Here is a 16,502-nt window from a genome sequence, read left to right on the forward strand (position 1 = left end):
GATAGAATCAACTAGAGTAGAAATATCTACTTTAGCAAGAGAGAGTGCTTTTTGAGTTCTCTCTGCTAATTTTCTAACTTCATCTGCTACTACTGCAAAACCCCTTCCATGTTCTCCTGCCCTCGCTGCTTCTATGGCGGCATTTAGAGCGAGTAGATTTGTTAAATCGGCTATATCTGCTATGGTATCAAGAACTTTATAAATATCTTGACTTTGGTAACTTAAAGTATCTAGTTTATCGTCAAGTTTCTCTTTTTTTTCGTTTTTAGAATCTTGTGTGTTTTGATATTCTTGCATCTGAGTAATTAAGGTATCTTTTTCTTCTTTAACATATTTTATTTTTTCATTTAATTCAACTATTGTAACATCATGAGAACTTTGTAACTCTTTGTATTTGTTGATTAAAATATTATTTTCATCACTAAATGATTTAGTTTTCATCTCAAGTGTTTTGTTATGAATTTGTAATTTTTTTATGATTATAGGTTCTTTCTCTTTTTCAACTTTCACTTCTTTTTCTTTAACCTCTGGAATATTTTTAACTTCAATTTTTTGGAGTTCTTTTACAGCAGTTTTTCTAAAAAATATAAAACCTAAAAGTAGTCCTAAAACTACACCTACAACTGTAAAAATTACACTTTTTATCACAGATGATTTTTCAACAACTTTATCTTTATAGATGATTTTTTCTTTGTAGATAATTTCTTTTTTTATAGGTTTAGCGTTTTGTTGTATGAGTAGCTTTCCAGCTTTTGTCATTTTAGTATATAACTTTTTCATCTTTTGAATCTGCGAAGCATCTATGTTTGAGTTACTTTGATGTAAAAGTGTAAAGGTTTCTAGTGTTTTATCTTTTAAAGATTCTAAAGATAAGATTTTTGTTTCATCAAGAGAAAGGGCAGTTGTAATATTTTCATGTGTTGAGAGAACAAGAAAGTAGAGTGATACTTTTTCTTCAGCAGAAAGGTTTAAAGAGATTTTATCTATTTCATCATTTAGTTGTTTATAATTTTGCTCGATTGATGAAGCAAAAATCGAGACAACAAATATAGCTATAAATATAATAATTTTCATATTATATTAAAGCATATTTTGTTCCTAAGCATATAATCTTTTGTTAAATTCATCAAACTCTTCTAAAGTTTTTTCTAGTAATTTTTTAGCATCTTCAAAGATTTTATCCATGATATTTATTTTTTCAGAACTCTCTGGGATAGTTAGTTTTTTCATAGAATTATCAAACATTTCAACTATGTTTGTTTTTATATGATTTTTTACTTCTTCACTTCTTTCTTTATTTGGTTCAAAAATAGCAGCTATTGTATGCGCTAGTTCTGTCACAGGTGACTTAGGAGCAACATCTTTGAGTTCTTTTAAAAATGAGTCTATAAAAGGTTGAGCAATCTTCATAAAAGCTTCTATCTCTTTTTTATCTTGTGCATCTATGCCATTAGTTTCGATTGAAAATTGAAATGATTGCATAGATGAAAAACTCATTGAAGTACTTGAACCATTTTCATCTTTTTGGTTTTTATAAGACATAGACTGCTCATTTGCAAAATCCATTTTAATAATATCTCCGCTAGAAGTTCTCATTTGTATATTTAAGTCGTGTGAGCGATATGCATCTAGTCCATAAGCAGTCATAATTTATCCTTTGTATCTGTGTTATGTAACTTATATATCGGAAAAAAAAGTAAATTATAAAGTTTAAAGAGCTTTTTGTATAAAATACTCTTATGAAAAAAAAATATAAAATTTTAGTGACAAATGATGATGGTTACGAGGCAAAAGGTTTGCTTTGTTTAGTGCAGGCTTTAAAAGAGCTAGATGGCGTTGAAGTTACTGTTGTTGCCCCTGCAAATGAGAAGTCTGCTTGTGGACATTCTCTTACTTTAGTTCGACCACTTCGTTTTGTGAGTGTTGATGATGATTTTTATAAACTCGATGATGGAACTCCTAGTGATTGTGTCTATCTATCGCTAAGTACACTTTTTGAACATGAAAAGCCTGACCTTCTCGTAAGTGGTATAAATCGTGGCTCAAATATGGGAGAAGATATAACTTATAGTGGAACTGCAGCAGGGGCGATGGAGGGTGTTTTACATGATGTTCCTTCTATCGCCATCTCTCAAGTGATGGACTTTACAAATCCTGATGGAGATTTTACTCTTGCAATGAAAACTATAAAAAAACTTGTTTTAAAGATTAAAAATGGTTCTTTTCCTTTACCAAAAAGAGAGTTTTTAAATGTAAATATACCAGCAGATATTGAAGAAGCACAGATGCAAGTAACTTATGCAGGTTATAGATTTTACGCAAATGATTCTCATGTTCATAGAAATCCAAGAGGCGAAGAATATTACTGGTTAGGATTACATCCACTTGATTTTGCTCCAAGAGATGGTGTTGAAGAAGTTAGTGATTATGAGGCTGTTCAAGCAGGTAAAATATCTATAACTCCTATTCAGCTTGATTTGAGTGCGTATAAAAGTATAAAAAATCTTAAAAGTTGGATAGAGTAAAATGGCTAAAGAAGATAGACTAAAACTTCTTTTTGAAGATGATTTTTCAAAACTTCAAAATGCAAAAATCATACTCTTAGGAGTTGGTGGAGTAGGGAGTTTTTGTCTTGATTGTTTAATGCGAAGCGGAATCACTGATGTTACTATCGTTGATTTTGATACTTATGATGACTCAAATCAAAACCGCCAAATGTGGTCAGAACTTCATGAAGATGAGCTTAAAGTTGAGGCTTTAAAAAAACATTACCCACAAGTTAAAATCATAAACAAACGCATAGATGAAGAGTGGGTATGGGATTTTGACTTTGATGAGTATGACTTAGTTCTAGATGCCATAGATGATACAAGGGCTAAACTTGCCATCGCTCAAAAGTGCCATAAAAAACTAATCTCTTCTTTTGGTGGTGCAAAACGCATAGATGCCGCGCAAGTTAAAGTTGATGATATTTGGAAAACTTACGGAGATAGATTTGGTTCTAAAATCCGATATGAACTTAGAAAAAGAGGTTTTAAGAAAAAGTTTAAAGTTATTTTTTCTTCTGAGGAAGCAAGAGTAAAAGAAAAAGGTAGTTTTATGGGTGTGACTGCTACCTTTGGTCTTATGATGTGTAGTGAAGCAGTGAAAAAGTTGTTAAAGGGGTAGGTAATGAAAAGTTTTTTAGGTCTATTCTTGCTATGTGGCATCTACTCTTCTTTGCTTGGAGATGACGCAGTTGAGTATGATTATGAAACTGATATTTACTATTCAAATGTTTCAGCTTTTATAGACTTAGATAGAGATGCTAACATTACAGATGCTACTTCTTACAGTGAAACACAAATTTATACAAATTTACTAAAAAACACTTTTAAGCCAAACATATTTTTACTTGAAGCATCCCTGCATCCAATGGGCATCGGTGGACTTTACTTTAGACAAAACCATGAAGATATGTATAACAGATCAAAAATCCAAGAGTTTAACTGGGCTAAAGCACTAACGGCTGGCTTTGAAGAGCCTTATGCTTTGTCATTTTTTGTGGGAAGAATGATGGTTTTTAAAAATAATAAAGATGATAATATTGGGAAAAACAGAGCTTATATGGGGACACTTGTAAGTATTGGTGATTATAGTATAAAAGATAATGTTGCTCATTATGACAGATGGTATAACATTGAGTTTAAACTAAAAGGTACAAGAGATAAAAAAGACAAAGATTTAGACTGGAGTTTTAGAGTAGGAACAAGAATCCATGAAAATAAAAACTTTGTAAATAATATCTATATAGGTGCAAGACGAAGTAGTATAGACTATAAAAAAAGTGTTTGGTCTTTTATATATAACAGTGCCTTTTCAACTATGATAGCTGTGAGTGCAGATACTTTTAACCTTACAGAAGCAGAACTCATGTTAGAGAAAAAATGGCCTCTGAGTTGGGGAAAAAAGGTTAGTTTTGGTTTGGGACTTGGTTATCTATATAATAGCGGTGCAAAATATAAAGGCAAGTTAGTAGATGAAGGTATAGACAATCATCAAATAATGTTTCGTCCAAATTTAAAGTGGTAAAGGAAGCATTTGTTTGATTTTTTAGATAGTGACTGGTTCAATATAGGTTTAGAGATAGTGTTTCTTATTCTTATATCTTATGATGTAAAAAAATATTTTGAAACAAAAAAGAGAGAATATATAGTAAATATTGTACTAACTATTGGTTTTGCTATTTGGGTACTTTACCCGTACTATAAAAGTTACTATGGTTGGGAAGATTCACAGAAACAAGAGATGATTTCAACATGTAAAGACTCAAATGACACTAAACTTTGCAAATGTTTAGATGAGAAAATATTTAAAAACTATGTATTTGATGAGTATAAAATTCTTGATAAAAACTCAACTGAGCATCTAGAGTTTTTAAAAGAGGCAAAAGAGGAGTGTGAAGATGATGGCTGGTTTTAAACTTTTTTGCATGGGTATCATAGGTGATGGTTGTGGAGGCGGACGAGAGTTCATAGTACAAAATGGAGTTTTAACCGCATACGACCCACAAAGTGAAGAGTCACGCATACTTTTACAAGGCATAAAAAAACCAATAAGCATAAGTAAAAAAGCATGTATAGTTATCATAAAATGCGAAGATGAAGTTATAGAGTTTGATTTGTCTTTGATGAGTAGGGTTTAACTAGGCAAAGCTTAGATTTCGCTATAATTATAAAAATAAATATTACAAGAGAATAAATTATGCAAAGAATAGAGCCGATGACACTTTTTGGTTATGAAAAACTACAAGCAGAAGTGAAGAATTTAAAAGAAGTTGTTAGACCACAAACAGTTAAAGATATAGAAGTTGCACTAGAACATGGTGATTTAAAAGAAAATGCTGAGTATCATGCAGCTAAAGAACAACAGCGAATTACAGATGGGCGTTTAGCAGATCTTGCAGGGATTATTGGTTGTGCAAAAATAGTTGATCCAAGTGAGTTAGAACATGCAAAAATTAGCTTTGGATCTACTATTGTTATGACAGATATGGATACAGATGAAACCTTGACTTATACAATAGTTGGTGGTTGCGAGTCTAATCCAGATAATGGACTTATCTCTTTTGGTTCACCCTTAGCAAAACAACTTCTAGGCAGAGAAGAAGGTGATGAGGTAAAAGTTAAACTTCCTGGTGGCGAAAAAGAGTATGAGATAGAAGAAGTGAAATATCAGGAGATAGTTTTTGAGTGCAATTAATGTAGGAGTAATCGGGGCAAGTGGTTACACAGGATTAGAACTTGTTAAGATGCTTATAAATCATCCAACTTTTAAGTTAAATTATGTAGCAAATTCAGAAGGTAACACAACTATAAACAAACTACATCCATCTTTAAATGGTGTATGTGAGATGGAAGTGCAAAAAGCTAATGTTGATGAATGTGCTTTGTGTTGTGAGTTAGTATTTTTAGCACTTCCACATAAAACAGCGATGGAATATGTAAAAGAATTGATGGCTAAAGATGTGAAAGTGGTTGATTTGTCGGCTGATTATAGACTTCCTCAAGAGCTTTATGAAGAATTTTATACACCTCATACAGATGCTAAGAACTTAGAGCATGTTGTTTATGGACTTCCAGAGATGTTTAGAGATGAGTTAAAGTCTGCTAAACTTGTGGCAAATCCAGGGTGTTTTCCAACATCAGCACTTTTAGCTTTGCTTCCGTTTATGGATAAAAGAGTTCCAAATACTCCTATCATCATAGATGCTAAAACAGGGGTAAGCGGTGCAGGAAAAAAATTAAGCGAAATCACTCACTTTGTAAATGTAAATGATAACCTTTTTGCATACAATCCTCTTATGCATAGACATGCTCCTGAAATTGCTGTTAAACTTGGAGTTTCATTTGATGAGGTAAATTTTGTTCCTCATCTTATTCCATTAACTCGCGGGATGCTCTCTTCTATATATATTCAAGTGAGTGAAAATTTTGATGCTTTTGAAGTTTTAAAAGAGTATTACGAAAAAGAACCTTTTGTGAGAGTGAGCCAAAAACCAGTTGATGTTAAAAATGTTGCTGGAACTAACTTTTGTGACCTTTATGTAAAGCAAAAAGGTAATATTCTTTTTATATCTAGTGCAATTGATAACCTTATGAGAGGAGCATCTTCTCAAGCGGTTGTAAATGCTAATATCATGATGGGCTTATGTCAAAAAGATGGGATACCAAATATAGCTTATGTCCCATAACCTAGAGTTAAAAGAGGGTGCCTTTATCATTTCAGATGCACACTACTCTCATCGTCGTCCAGAACTTTTAAACTTTTTACAAGATATTAACACAGATAACTTTTCTCCTTCACAGCTCATTTTTATGGGTGATATATTTGATACTCTTTTTGACAATATTCCATATACACATAAAATAAACGCCCAAGTCATAGATATTATAAATCAAATCTCAAAAAAGATAGAATTAGTTTATATAGAGGGTAACCATGATTTTAATCTAAGTAAAATATTTCCAGATGCTAAAGTATTTAGTATAGATGCTCAACCAATATCTATGTTCTTTGAAGATAAAAAAGTATTACTTGCTCATGGAGATATACAGAGTCCTTTACTTTACAAAGTTTATACTTCTGTGGTTAGAAACTCTTTTGTTACTTCTTTTTTAAATATTTTAGATTTAATATCAGGACATAAAATCATAAAAAAGTTAGATGATTATTTGGGAGAAAAAGAGGATTGCAAAGAGTTTATTGGTTTTAGAAAATTTATACAAAATAGACTTGCATCTAAATATTCTTGTAACTATTTTATCGAAGGGCATTTTCATCAAAACAAAACTTTAGAATTTGAAAATTTCACATATATAAACTTAGCTGCTTTTGCTTGCAATCAAAGATATTTTATTGTAAAATCATTCAAAGATGTTAAATTATTAGAAGAAATTTCATATAAAAAATAGGAGATTTGAGATATGCATATAAATGATTCGCTCAAAGTTGGCTCTAATGAAATGGAGCTTGTTGACTTTCGCATAATGAAAGATGAAGATGGCGAAATTTATGAGGGTATATATGGTATAAATGTTTCAAAAGTACGCGAAATCATTAGACTACCAAAACTAACGGAACTCCCAAGTACGCCTGAATATATAGAAGGTATATTTGATTTAAGAGATGTCGTTATACCTGTTGTAAACCTTGCTAAATGGATGGGAATTAAAGAACCTGAAATCAAAAAGAAAAAAGTCAGAGTTATTATTACAGAGTTTAACAATGTTCTTATTGGTTTTGTTGTTCATGAAGCAAAAAGAATAAGAAGAATTAACTGGGGTGATATAGAACCAGCTACTTTTGTTAGTGCTTCAATAGATGGAAGTAAAATCACTGGTGTTACTAAAATAGAAGGCGATAATGTACTTCTTATACTAGACTTAGAAAGTATAGTTCAAGAGCTTGGACTATATGAGCCAGATGTTGAAAATATTCCAGATAGTATGGAAGATTTTTCTGGTTTAGCACTTGTTTTAGATGACAGTGTTACAGCTAGAAAAATTGTCAAAGAAGCTTTAGGAAAAATGGGCTTTAATGTCATTGAAGCTGGAGATGGAGAAGAAGGTTTAGAAAAATTAAATGACCTATATAAAACTTATGGCGATGCAATTTCTAATCAGTTAAAAATCATAATCTCTGATGTTGAGATGCCAAGAATGGATGGTTTTCATTTTGCTGCAAATGTAAAAGAAGATGAAAGATTTGAGAAAATTCCAATAGTTTTTAACTCATCTATTAGTGATCATTTTAGTGAGATTAGAGGTAAAGAAGCAGGGGCTGAAGCATACTTAGTTAAGTTTGAAGCAAGCTCATTTTATGATGAAGTTGCACGAGTTGTTCGTGCACATACAAAGCAAGGAGTATAAATATGGATGAATTTCAAGAGATACTGCAGGATTTTTTAATTGAGTCATTTGAACTTGTCGAAAAATTAGATGAAGATTTGGTTGAGTTAGAAAACACACCAGAAGACTTAGAACTTTTAAATGGAATCTTTCGCGTTGCACATACAGTAAAGGGAGCTTCATCATTTTTAAATTTTGATGTTTTAACTCACCTTACACATCATATGGAAGATGTACTAAATCAAGCAAGACATGGTGATTTGATAATAACGCCAGATATTATGGATGTTGTCTTAGAGTCCATTGACTTAATGAAAGCACTTTTAAATATCATTCGTGATACTAGTGGAGATGCTGGGGTTGATGTTTCTGCCTGTGTTGCTAGACTTGATAAAATTTCTAGTGGAAGCGAAGAAATAGAAACTCCAGAAGCTTCTGTTCCAGTTGAAGAAGAGGTAAAAGAAGTTGAGCAAGAAGAAGATGAGTTAGACTACGACAATATGTCAGATGATGATGTAGAGGCTGAAATACAAAGACTTCTTAACGAAAGACAAGATGCAGATAAGGCAAAAAGAGCAGCTAAAATAGCAGCAGGAGAGAGTGTTCCTGAAGCTCCACCTGAACCAGATGCAGAGAAGGCAGCGACACCGCCACCACCGCCACCACCACCTGTTGCCCCAGCACCAAAAAAAGAAGAACCTAAAGAGGTAAAAGCGGCTGCTCCTGCAAAAAGAACACCAGCCGCAGTTGAGCAGACTATTCGTGTTGATGTAAAAAGACTTGATCATCTTATGAATCTTATTGGTGAACTTGTTCTTGCTAAAAATAGACTTATTAAGATAAATGATGATGTTGAAGAACGCTATGAGGGTGAAGAATTTTTAGAAGAATTAAATCAAGTAGTATCGATTGTTTCTCTTGTTACAACAGACCTTCAAATTGCGGTTATGAAAACAAGAATGTTACCTATTGGAAAAGTGTTTAACAAGTTCCCAAGAATGATTCGTGATTTAACAAGAGAGTTAAATAAGAAAATAGAACTAGAGATAGATGGCGAAGAAACAGAGTTAGATAAATCAATCGTCGAAGAGATTGGCGATCCATTAGTTCACATTATTAGAAACTCTTGTGACCATGGTATAGAAATACCAGAGGTTCGTGTTGCTGCTGGAAAACCAGAAGTAGGTATCATCTCTTTAAAAGCTTACAATGAAGGTAATCAAATCGTTATTCAAATAGATGATGATGGAAAAGGTCTTGATGTAGAAATTCTGAAAAATAAAGCTTTAGAAAATGGTGTTATCAGTGAGAAAGAAGCTGATAGCATGAGCGATAAAGAGGCTTTTGGTCTTATAATGAGAGCTGGTTTTTCTACTGCTGCATCTGTAACAAATGTTTCAGGTCGTGGCGTTGGTATGGATGTTGTAAAAACAAACATAGAAAAAGTAAATGGTATTATCGATATTGAAAGTGAAAAAGGGCAGGGAAGTTCTATAAAACTAAAAATTCCTCTAACTCTTGCAATTATTCAAGCACTTTTAGTTGCCGTTCAAGAAGAGTATTATGCGATTCCATTATCTTCTGTTTTAGAAACTGTTAGAATTTCAAAAGAAGAGATTTATACTGTTGAAGGTCGTTCAGTTATGCGACTGAGAGAAGAAGTTCTATCTTTAGTTCATATTGGTGATATTTTTGAAGTTGAGAGAATCTTAGACCCAAATGAACATGCATATGTAGTTGTTTTAGGTCTTGGTGCTCAAAAACTTGGACTTATCGTTGACTCTCTTGTTGGTCAAGAAGAGATAGTTATCAAATCTCTTGGAGAGTATTTAAAAGGCATCGAAGGTGTTGCTGGAGCTACGATCCGTGGAGATGGTGGTGTGACGCTAATCGTTGATGTTGTAGCGTTGATGGATATGGCAAAAAATGTAAAAGCAACTGCGATGGTTGAATCTTCATCAAGTGTCGCGCAAGCTAATACAGAAAAAACTAAAGCGAGTGATTATACAATCATGATAGTTGATGATTCAAAAACTGACAGAATGATTATGAAAAAATCACTTGAAGCAACAGGTATGACAATAGTTGAAGCTTCTGATGGTCAAGAAGCCTTAAATATTTTAAAGCAAGGTGATTATAACTTTGACGGAATGCTTGTGGATATAGAGATGCCAAGAATGGACGGTTATACACTAGCAACAGAGATTAAGAAATACAATAGATACAAAAACTTACCTCTAATTGCAGTTACTTCTCGTACAGGAAAATCTGATCGTATGAGAGGCGTTGAGTCTGGTATGGTTGAGTATATTACTAAACCATACTCTGCTGACTACTTATCTAGTGTAGTTCAAAGAAATGTTAACTTTAAATCGGAGTTCTTATCATGAGTGATAAATTAAAAGAAATTATTAGTAAACAAGCTGAACAACAAAATGTGTCGCTTGATCAATCAGATGACATAGTTCAACTAGTTGGATTTATTATTGGTGAGGAAGAATACGCGATTCCAATTCTTTCAATTCAAGAAATTATAAAACCTTTTTCATGGACAAGAGTTCCTCAAGTTCCAAAATATGTCATGGGTGTCTTTAACCTTCGGGGCGCAGTTATTCCTTTGATTGACCTTCGTTTGAAGTTTGGTTTAACTGAACAAAAACATAATGATGAAACTAGATTTATGGTCATGAAAGATGGAGATGATGTTGCAGGATTTGTTATAGATAGATTAACAATGGCTATAAGACTTAAAAAGACAGATATTAGTCCTGCTCCTGATACTCTCAATGGTAATGATACTATGATTGATGGTGTTGGTAAGCAAGAAGATAAAATCATAACTATATTAAAAGTTAAAAAACTCTTAGAGAGAGATTTTTAATTAACTCTTTTATAAAAGACAATAAACTCTCCTTGAAATTCTCAGGAGAGTTTACTCTTTATAGTGTAAATACTTATAAAGAAGAAATAGCAAAACTAGACTTTTTAAATGTTGACAAGGTTGAATTTGACTTAGAAGATGTAACATACTTTGATACAGCAGCAAGTATATTTATAAATTCACTTATAAAAGATTTCAATTACAGAGATATTTCTAGTAATATACTCACTCAAAATAAAGATATCTTAGATACTTTAGAGTTAGTAAAAACTTCACAAAAAACTTCACAAAAACTTCCTTACGAAAAAGAAAAAACACTCATATATGCAATTGGAAAAACAACACATGATTATTATATAGGTTTTTTAGCCTTTATGACTTTTCTTGGCAAATTATTTGCAACTAAAGTTTATTACCTTAAATCTGTAAAAAATATTAGATATAAAGAGATAGCTTTTGAGATGAATGAAAGTGCTATAAGAGCGTTGGGAATTATTGCTTTAACAAGTTTTTTAATAGGTTTGGTTGTGGCCTATCAATCTGCATTTCAACTAAAGATATATGGAGCAAATATATTTATAGTGGATATGCTTGGCATCTCAATCCTTCGTGAGTTAGCACCGTTAATGACTGCTATTGTAATTGCAGGAAGAAGTGGTTCAGCGTTTACAGCTCAAATAGGAGCAATGAAGATTACCCAAGAATTAGATGCTATGAAAACAATGGGTTTTGACCCTTATATATTTCTCGTTATGCCTCGTATAATAGCTTTGATGATAACTATGCCTATTTTAATTTTTGTTGCGGATATTATGGGTGTATTTGGTGGAGTACTTGTTGCATATATAGATCTAGACATAGCTCCTACACTTTTTGTGGAAAGATTTAACGAGGTTGTTGCAGCTAAGCACTTTTTTATCGGTATATTTAAAGGTCCATTTTTCGCTTTTCTTATAGCATCTATTGGTGTATATAGAGGTTTAATGGTAAAAGATGATACTCAAAGTATAGGTTTTAACACAACAAAAAGTGTTGTTGAGTCTATCTTTGCAGTTATAGTATGTGACGCAATTTTTTCAATAATGTTTACAAATATGGGAATATAATGGCTACGCTTATAAAAGTGAGAGATGTAAAAACTATTTTTGATGAAAGAGTAGTGCATGATGGAGTAAATTTAGAGATAAATGAAGGTGAAATTTATGGACTTTTAGGACCATCAGGTTGTGGTAAGACTACACTTCTTAGAGAGATGGTAATGTTACAAAATTTTCATGGTGGTTCTATAAGTATTCTTGGACACGATATAGAATCTATTAGGCATAATGAGGCGCAAGAATTAAGACGAAAGTGGGGTGTTTTATTTCAAGCTGGTGCTCTTTTTTCTTCTTTATCTTTAAAAGATAACATCGCACTACCATTAGTGGAATATACTGACCTTTCACAAAAGATGATAGATGAAATAGTAGAGTTTAAGATAAATCTTGTTGGATTGAAATCAGCAGATGCTGTGTTATTTCCATCTCAAATAAGTGGTGGTATGAAAAAAAAAGCTGCTCTTGCAAGAGCTTTGTCAATGGATCCAAAACTTCTTTTTTTAGATGAGCCTACAAGTGGATTAGACCCTATTTCAGCAAGAGATTTTGATAGTTTGATTTTAAAACTTAGAGAGTTATTAGGCTTGACAATAGTAATGGTTTCACATGATTTACAATCAATTTATGATACACTTGACCGCGTTGCAATTATTGATGAAAAAAAGATTGTTTATGAGGGGACTTTAAATAATATAAAAAATACTAAAAGTGAATTTATACAAACATTTTTTAAGGGAGTAAATTTAACATGAACAATAGAGTAAATTATACGCTTGTAGGTTTTATGGTTTTATCTGGAGTTGCTTTGATGTTAGCTTTTACTTATTGGCTTTTAAAACCATCGCCAGAACATGAAACTACAAAATATAATATACATTTTAATGAGTCCGTACTAGGCTTAAATGTAGATGCTGCTGTAAAATATAGAGGTATAAATGTTGGCAAAGTTAGTAGACTTAGAATAAATCCTAAAAACTCAGAACAAGTAGAAGTTTTAATAAGTATACTTAAAACAACACCGATTAAAGAAACGACAGTTGCAAAACTTACATCTCAAGGGATTACAGGACTTAGTTATATAAATCTTAGTTTAGGGGTAAATGGAGGTCCAGCATTAAAAGTTAAAGAGGGAGATGAATATCCAATTATTAAAACAGAAGCTTCCTTTTTTGAGCGTTTTGAAAAATCATTGGGTACAGTAAGCACAAAACTATCAAAAACCCTCTCCAGAACTTCTGAACTTTTAAATGAAGAAAATCAACATCAAATATCTATTATTTTAAAGTCATCTGCCACTTTTATGAAGCAGATGGAAAAACTTTTAGATGATAAAGCTATAAAAGATATGCACGCATCTATACATAACTTTAATAAGCTAACAAAAAAGTTTGACGAAATGATGCCTAAAATAGATAAATTTATAGACCAGAGTGTTGCATGGGAAGATAGTATTTCAAAATCTCTTAGTTCTATAATGATTAGTTATATTGGCATAACCTTATCGATGGATGAGATAAAAAGAGCTATTGCAAGTGGAGAGTTTAACATTAAGGAAATTGCAGGTGATGTAATCCCAACAATGAACAATACTCTTATAGAGATGCAACATTTAATGATAAGTATAGAAAATGCATTAAATCAGTATGAAAGAAGCCCCGGAGATATATTGTTTAAACAAGAAAAAATTAAAAAAGGTCCAGGAGAAAACTGATGATAAAAATATTTTTAATAGCATTAGGTTTAGCTGTTTTAACAGGTTGTACGACTATAGAACCACCTGTTGCTGAGTATAAGTTGTCTGTTAAATCACTAGAACAAATAGATGATTTAAGTAACGGTTGTAAAGAAAAATCTTTAAAAGTATCACAGGCTTTTAGTTCAAGTTCTTTGATGTCGCTTAAAATGAATTATGTTCAAAATAAACATAAAATATATTCATACTCTCAGGCACAGTGGAATAACTCTGTAAATCAAGAAATTACCTCTCAAGTAGTGAAAGTTTTACGGGAATCAAATCTATTTAAAAACACTCAAACTTCAAAATCAAGAAGTAAAAGTGACTTGATATTAGAGATAAATATAGAAGATTTTATGCAGTATTTTACAAATGATTCTACTAAATCTTATGTTAATGTTGCGATAAGCATAACAGTTATAGATTCAAAAACAAGTGAGGTACTAGCTACTTCTAGTTTTAAATCTAAAAATAAAGTTGATTCTTTAGATGCCAAAGGTGGGGTAAAAGCATTTGAGATTGTACTTAGAGAGGTACTAACTAAAAGTATAAACTTCTTAAATAAGGTTTGTGAGTGATACAAGAACATGAGTATAAAAAACGAAGAAATAGATTTTTAAAAAAATTAAAAAATAACACAATAGCTATTTTTTCAAGTGCTAAAGCAAAAACTCGTTCAAATGATACCCAGTATCCATATAGACAAGATAGTAATTTTTATTATCTAACAGGTTTTAAAGAAGATAATAGTTATTTGATATTTGTTAAAAAAAATTATAAAACAAAGTCTTTTCTTTTTGTTAAAAAGAAGGAATCTCAAGATGAACTTTGGCATGGAAAAAGACTTGGAAAAAAAGAGGCTAAAAAAAGATTTTCAGTTGATAAAGTAATACTAAGCGGTAAGTTTAAAAAATTAAAAAAAGAGTTAAAGAAAAAATATAAAATAGATAAAAATGCTTTTAAAGTAGTTGCACAAATGAGATTGATAAAATCAAAAGCAGAAATCAACTTAATAAAAAAAGCGATAAACATAACTAAAAAAGCTCATCATGGAGTTATTAGTTTTGACAAAACTTCTAAATATGAATATGAGCTTCAATCAGAGATAGAATATATATTTAAAAAATATGGCTCATATAGTGATGCTTATACTTCAATTGTAGCATCTGGGGATAATGCAAATATTCTTCATTATATAGATAATAAAGATATTTTAATAGATGGAGATTTAATACTTATAGATGCTGGATGCGAATATGAATATTATGCAAGTGATATAACAAGAGTTATCCCTGTAAATGGCAAGTTTACTCAAGCACAAAAAGAGTTATACAATTTAGTTCTGCAAGTAAATAAAAAAATAATTAAGATGATTAAACCAAATATAAAAAGAACAAAGCTTCAACAAAAAGCAGAAATTTATTTGACAAAAGGTCTTGTGAAACTTGGTATATTAAATGGAAACTACAAAAAACTTATAAAAAACAAACAACATAAAAAGTATTATCCTCATGGAATAGGACATTGGATGGGTTTAGATGTTCATGATGATGCTCCATATAAAGATGAAAATGATAAAGAAATAAAACTGCAAAAAGGTATGGTTTTGACAATAGAACCAGGTATCTACATCTCAAAAGATGATAAAACGGTTCCCAAAAGATTCCGTGGTATAGGTATCAGAATAGAAGATGATATTTTAGTAACTAAAAAAAGTTATAAAAATCTATCTTCTAAAATTGTCAAAAGTATTTATGAGATTGAGTCTATGGGGTATAAGTATAAGACCAGCCCGTAAGATTTTCATTTTTTGCTTCAAAAAAATTATCTGAATCTGCTAAAAAATCCATAACAAACATAACTTCATAAGGTATGCTTTGTTGGTCTTGTGGTCTTACTAAAAGTAGTGGCATAGGAGTATCTTGAGAACTTTTACCAAAACCTACTGGCATTAACTGGCTCATAAGTTCAGCTGGTTTATCTATACCTTGTTCATCTAAAAATTTATCTAAAATAGCTTCTTGAACATCTTTTGGAAATTTCTCAGAGGTATTTAAAAATATAGTAAAGTGAATAGGGGTATCTTTAAAGTGCGAAGGTGCATCTGCTGCCATGATAATATAATCTACATTTTTAAGATGAGAAGATATTTCTATGGGGTCTAGATAAGTGTCTGTTACTATTGCTTTTGCTTCCACTATTTATCTTCTTCTATTAGTGGTCTGCCTGTTTTTTCTTCGACTTCCATTTGAAGTTTTGCCATCTCTTGTCTTATCTCGTCTATATGATGCGGAGGAACATTTTCATCTTGACTCCATTTTACTTCATCAACATTTCCGCCATAATCCTCACCTAGTTTTTCAAACTTTTCTTTATATTCATCCATATTTTTACAGATTTCAACTCTTCCATCTGAAGTATCAGTGAGTTCTATGAACCAATTTTTACTTTCATCTACTTTTATTTTTGATTCAAATATTAGGCTCATATTTATTTTTTACCTGTTTCATCAAAGCGTCTAGCAAAACCTTCTAAATCTTTTTTCTTTAAGTCACCATTATATACAATGTCTTTTGGATCTAAGTCTTCATCATTTAGCATCTTAGGAACAACATCAGCATTTGCTAAAACTTCCATGTGCGCATTTAACTCATCTTCACTATATGCCATTTGCATATCTGCTGTAATAACATGAGGAATTGCTTCAACAACTCTGAGTTTTTTCAACTCTTCTTCTACCCCTGAACCTTCTAATGTTATGATTATACGACCTTCTTCATCATGCATGTGGTAATCACATGCTTCACAATCTTTTAAGCTTTGTACAACTTTATCTAAAAATTTTGGTAATGTCTTAACTACTATACTTGAAATGTTCATTTATAAAATCCTTCTTTATT

Annotated in this window: 20 protein-coding genes and 1 pseudogene; 16 read left to right on the top strand and 5 right to left on the bottom strand. The window is 31.6% G+C overall.

All coding sequences use genetic code 11. The features are described from left to right. Nucleotides 1-44 precede the first annotated feature (44 nt). Both MOV50_RS09280 and MOV50_RS09285 read right to left on the bottom strand, forming a co-directional pair. A pseudogene (locus MOV50_RS09280) lies at nt 45-1,074 on the bottom strand (methyl-accepting chemotaxis protein); the annotation flags it as partial. Between the two features lie 24 nt (nt 1,075-1,098). Continuing rightward, nucleotides 1,099-1,647 (bottom strand): hypothetical protein, encoded by a 549-nt coding sequence (locus tag MOV50_RS09285; RefSeq protein WP_321777627.1) that lies wholly within the window; start codon nt 1,645-1,647, stop codon nt 1,099-1,101. A 92-nt stretch (nt 1,648-1,739) separates the two neighbouring features. On the opposite strand from MOV50_RS09285, the gene surE reads away from it, so the two are divergent. Genes surE through MOV50_RS09365 form a run of 16 tightly spaced genes read left to right on the top strand, consistent with a single transcriptional unit; the run spans nt 1,740 to nt 15,400 of the window. Next, nucleotides 1,740-2,525, top strand: a complete 786-nt coding sequence (surE, locus tag MOV50_RS09290) for a 5'/3'-nucleotidase SurE (protein ID WP_321777628.1) — start codon at nt 1,740-1,742, stop codon at nt 2,523-2,525. A gap of 1 nt (nt 2,526) precedes the next feature. Further along, on the top strand, nt 2,527-3,168 hold the full coding sequence (locus tag MOV50_RS09295; RefSeq protein WP_321777629.1) for a ThiF family adenylyltransferase: 642 nt from the start codon (nt 2,527-2,529) through the stop codon (nt 3,166-3,168). Nucleotides 3,169-3,171: 3 nt separating this feature from the next. Beyond that, entirely contained in the window at nt 3,172-4,071 is a 900-nt protein-coding gene (locus tag MOV50_RS09300) for a hypothetical protein (RefSeq protein WP_321777630.1), read from the top strand. 9 nt (nt 4,072-4,080) lie between these two features. After that, nucleotides 4,081-4,461, top strand: a complete 381-nt coding sequence (locus tag MOV50_RS09305) for a hypothetical protein (RefSeq protein WP_321777631.1) — start codon at nt 4,081-4,083, stop codon at nt 4,459-4,461. Then, nucleotides 4,445-4,684: a thiamine biosynthesis protein ThiF gene (locus tag MOV50_RS09310; RefSeq protein WP_321777632.1), complete on the top strand. Its 240-nt coding sequence runs from the start codon at nt 4,445-4,447 to the stop codon at nt 4,682-4,684. The genes MOV50_RS09305 and MOV50_RS09310 overlap by 17 nt, the downstream gene beginning before the upstream one ends. A 59-nt stretch (nt 4,685-4,743) precedes the next feature. Beyond that, nucleotides 4,744-5,241, top strand: a complete 498-nt coding sequence (greA, locus tag MOV50_RS09315; protein WP_321777633.1) for a transcription elongation factor GreA — start codon at nt 4,744-4,746, stop codon at nt 5,239-5,241. Then, on the top strand, nt 5,228-6,232 hold the full coding sequence (gene argC / locus MOV50_RS09320) for an N-acetyl-gamma-glutamyl-phosphate reductase (RefSeq protein WP_321777634.1): 1,005 nt from the start codon (nt 5,228-5,230) through the stop codon (nt 6,230-6,232). The genes greA and argC overlap by 14 nt, the downstream gene beginning before the upstream one ends. Beyond that, nucleotides 6,222-6,953 carry a UDP-2,3-diacylglucosamine diphosphatase gene (locus MOV50_RS09325; protein WP_321777635.1) on the top strand — a complete coding sequence of 244 codons (732 nt, stop codon included), beginning with the start codon at nt 6,222-6,224 and terminating at the stop codon, nt 6,951-6,953. Before argC ends, MOV50_RS09325 begins: the two co-directional genes overlap by 11 nt. Before the next feature lie 12 nt (nt 6,954-6,965). Then, on the top strand, nt 6,966-7,910 hold the full coding sequence (locus tag MOV50_RS09330; protein ID WP_321777636.1) for a chemotaxis protein CheV: 945 nt from the start codon (nt 6,966-6,968) through the stop codon (nt 7,908-7,910). Nucleotides 7,911-7,912: 2 nt separating this feature from the next. Continuing rightward, entirely contained in the window at nt 7,913-10,279 is a 2,367-nt protein-coding gene (locus MOV50_RS09335) for a chemotaxis protein CheW (RefSeq protein ID WP_321777637.1), read from the top strand. Beyond that, the gene (locus tag MOV50_RS09340; protein WP_321777638.1) at nt 10,276-10,770 is read left to right on the top strand and encodes a chemotaxis protein CheW; all 495 of its coding nucleotides are present in this window, start codon (nt 10,276-10,278) and stop codon (nt 10,768-10,770) included. The genes MOV50_RS09335 and MOV50_RS09340 overlap by 4 nt, the downstream gene beginning before the upstream one ends. An 11-nt stretch (nt 10,771-10,781) precedes the next feature. Then, nucleotides 10,782-11,876, top strand: a complete 1,095-nt coding sequence (locus MOV50_RS09345) for an MlaE family lipid ABC transporter permease subunit (protein WP_415846382.1) — start codon at nt 10,782-10,784, stop codon at nt 11,874-11,876. After that, nucleotides 11,876-12,619, top strand: coding sequence for an ABC transporter ATP-binding protein (locus MOV50_RS09350; protein ID WP_321777640.1), 744 nt, complete (start codon nt 11,876-11,878; stop codon nt 12,617-12,619). The genes MOV50_RS09345 and MOV50_RS09350 overlap by 1 nt, the downstream gene beginning before the upstream one ends. Continuing rightward, entirely contained in the window at nt 12,616-13,578 is a 963-nt protein-coding gene (locus MOV50_RS09355) for an MlaD family protein (protein WP_321777641.1), read from the top strand. The genes MOV50_RS09350 and MOV50_RS09355 overlap by 4 nt, the downstream gene beginning before the upstream one ends. Then, nucleotides 13,578-14,180, top strand: a complete 603-nt coding sequence (locus tag MOV50_RS09360; protein WP_321777642.1) for an ABC-type transport auxiliary lipoprotein family protein — start codon at nt 13,578-13,580, stop codon at nt 14,178-14,180. Before MOV50_RS09355 ends, MOV50_RS09360 begins: the two co-directional genes overlap by 1 nt. Then, entirely contained in the window at nt 14,177-15,400 is a 1,224-nt protein-coding gene (locus MOV50_RS09365; RefSeq protein WP_321777643.1) for an aminopeptidase P N-terminal domain-containing protein, read from the top strand. The genes MOV50_RS09360 and MOV50_RS09365 overlap by 4 nt, the downstream gene beginning before the upstream one ends. On the opposite strand, the gene MOV50_RS09370 is transcribed toward MOV50_RS09365, so the two are convergent. From MOV50_RS09370 to MOV50_RS09380, 3 genes are read right to left on the bottom strand one after another with little or no spacing between them, the layout of a single operon-like run. Then, nucleotides 15,369-15,800: a hypothetical protein gene (locus tag MOV50_RS09370; RefSeq protein ID WP_321777644.1), complete on the bottom strand. Its 432-nt coding sequence runs from the start codon at nt 15,798-15,800 to the stop codon at nt 15,369-15,371. The two genes, MOV50_RS09365 and MOV50_RS09370, sit on opposite strands and share 32 nt — an antisense overlap. Continuing rightward, on the bottom strand, nt 15,800-16,090 hold the full coding sequence (locus MOV50_RS09375; protein WP_321777645.1) for a hypothetical protein: 291 nt from the start codon (nt 16,088-16,090) through the stop codon (nt 15,800-15,802). The genes MOV50_RS09370 and MOV50_RS09375 overlap by 1 nt, the downstream gene beginning before the upstream one ends. A gap of 2 nt (nt 16,091-16,092) precedes the next feature. After that, the gene (locus tag MOV50_RS09380; protein ID WP_321777646.1) at nt 16,093-16,482 is read right to left on the bottom strand and encodes a chaperone NapD; all 390 of its coding nucleotides are present in this window, start codon (nt 16,480-16,482) and stop codon (nt 16,093-16,095) included. Between the last annotated feature and the right edge of the window lie 20 nt (nt 16,483-16,502).

This window comes from Sulfurimonas sp. (assembly GCF_029027585.1).
In the GTDB taxonomy this organism is placed as follows: Bacteria; Campylobacterota; Campylobacteria; order Campylobacterales; family Sulfurimonadaceae; genus Sulfurimonas.

Coding starts and splice junctions, on each gene's coding strand:
- MOV50_RS09380 (WP_321777646.1), bottom strand. CDS start 16,482: ATGAACATTTCAAGTATAGTAGTTAAGACATTACCAAAATTTTTAGAT.
- greA (WP_321777633.1), top strand. CDS start 4,744: ATGCAAAGAATAGAGCCGATGACACTTTTTGGTTATGAAAAACTACAA.
- MOV50_RS09325 (WP_321777635.1), top strand. CDS start 6,222: ATGTCCCATAACCTAGAGTTAAAAGAGGGTGCCTTTATCATTTCAGAT.
- MOV50_RS09375 (WP_321777645.1), bottom strand. CDS start 16,090: ATGAGCCTAATATTTGAATCAAAAATAAAAGTAGATGAAAGTAAAAAT.
- MOV50_RS09360 (WP_321777642.1), top strand. CDS start 13,578: ATGATAAAAATATTTTTAATAGCATTAGGTTTAGCTGTTTTAACAGGT.
- MOV50_RS09285 (WP_321777627.1), bottom strand. CDS start 1,647: ATGACTGCTTATGGACTAGATGCATATCGCTCACACGACTTAAATATA.
- MOV50_RS09340 (WP_321777638.1), top strand. CDS start 10,276: ATGAGTGATAAATTAAAAGAAATTATTAGTAAACAAGCTGAACAACAA.
- MOV50_RS09350 (WP_321777640.1), top strand. CDS start 11,876: ATGGCTACGCTTATAAAAGTGAGAGATGTAAAAACTATTTTTGATGAA.
- MOV50_RS09355 (WP_321777641.1), top strand. CDS start 12,616: ATGAACAATAGAGTAAATTATACGCTTGTAGGTTTTATGGTTTTATCT.
- MOV50_RS09335 (WP_321777637.1), top strand. CDS start 7,913: ATGGATGAATTTCAAGAGATACTGCAGGATTTTTTAATTGAGTCATTT.
- surE (WP_321777628.1), top strand. CDS start 1,740: ATGAAAAAAAAATATAAAATTTTAGTGACAAATGATGATGGTTACGAG.
- MOV50_RS09300 (WP_321777630.1), top strand. CDS start 3,172: ATGAAAAGTTTTTTAGGTCTATTCTTGCTATGTGGCATCTACTCTTCT.
- MOV50_RS09310 (WP_321777632.1), top strand. CDS start 4,445: ATGATGGCTGGTTTTAAACTTTTTTGCATGGGTATCATAGGTGATGGT.
- MOV50_RS09295 (WP_321777629.1), top strand. CDS start 2,527: ATGGCTAAAGAAGATAGACTAAAACTTCTTTTTGAAGATGATTTTTCA.
- MOV50_RS09330 (WP_321777636.1), top strand. CDS start 6,966: ATGCATATAAATGATTCGCTCAAAGTTGGCTCTAATGAAATGGAGCTT.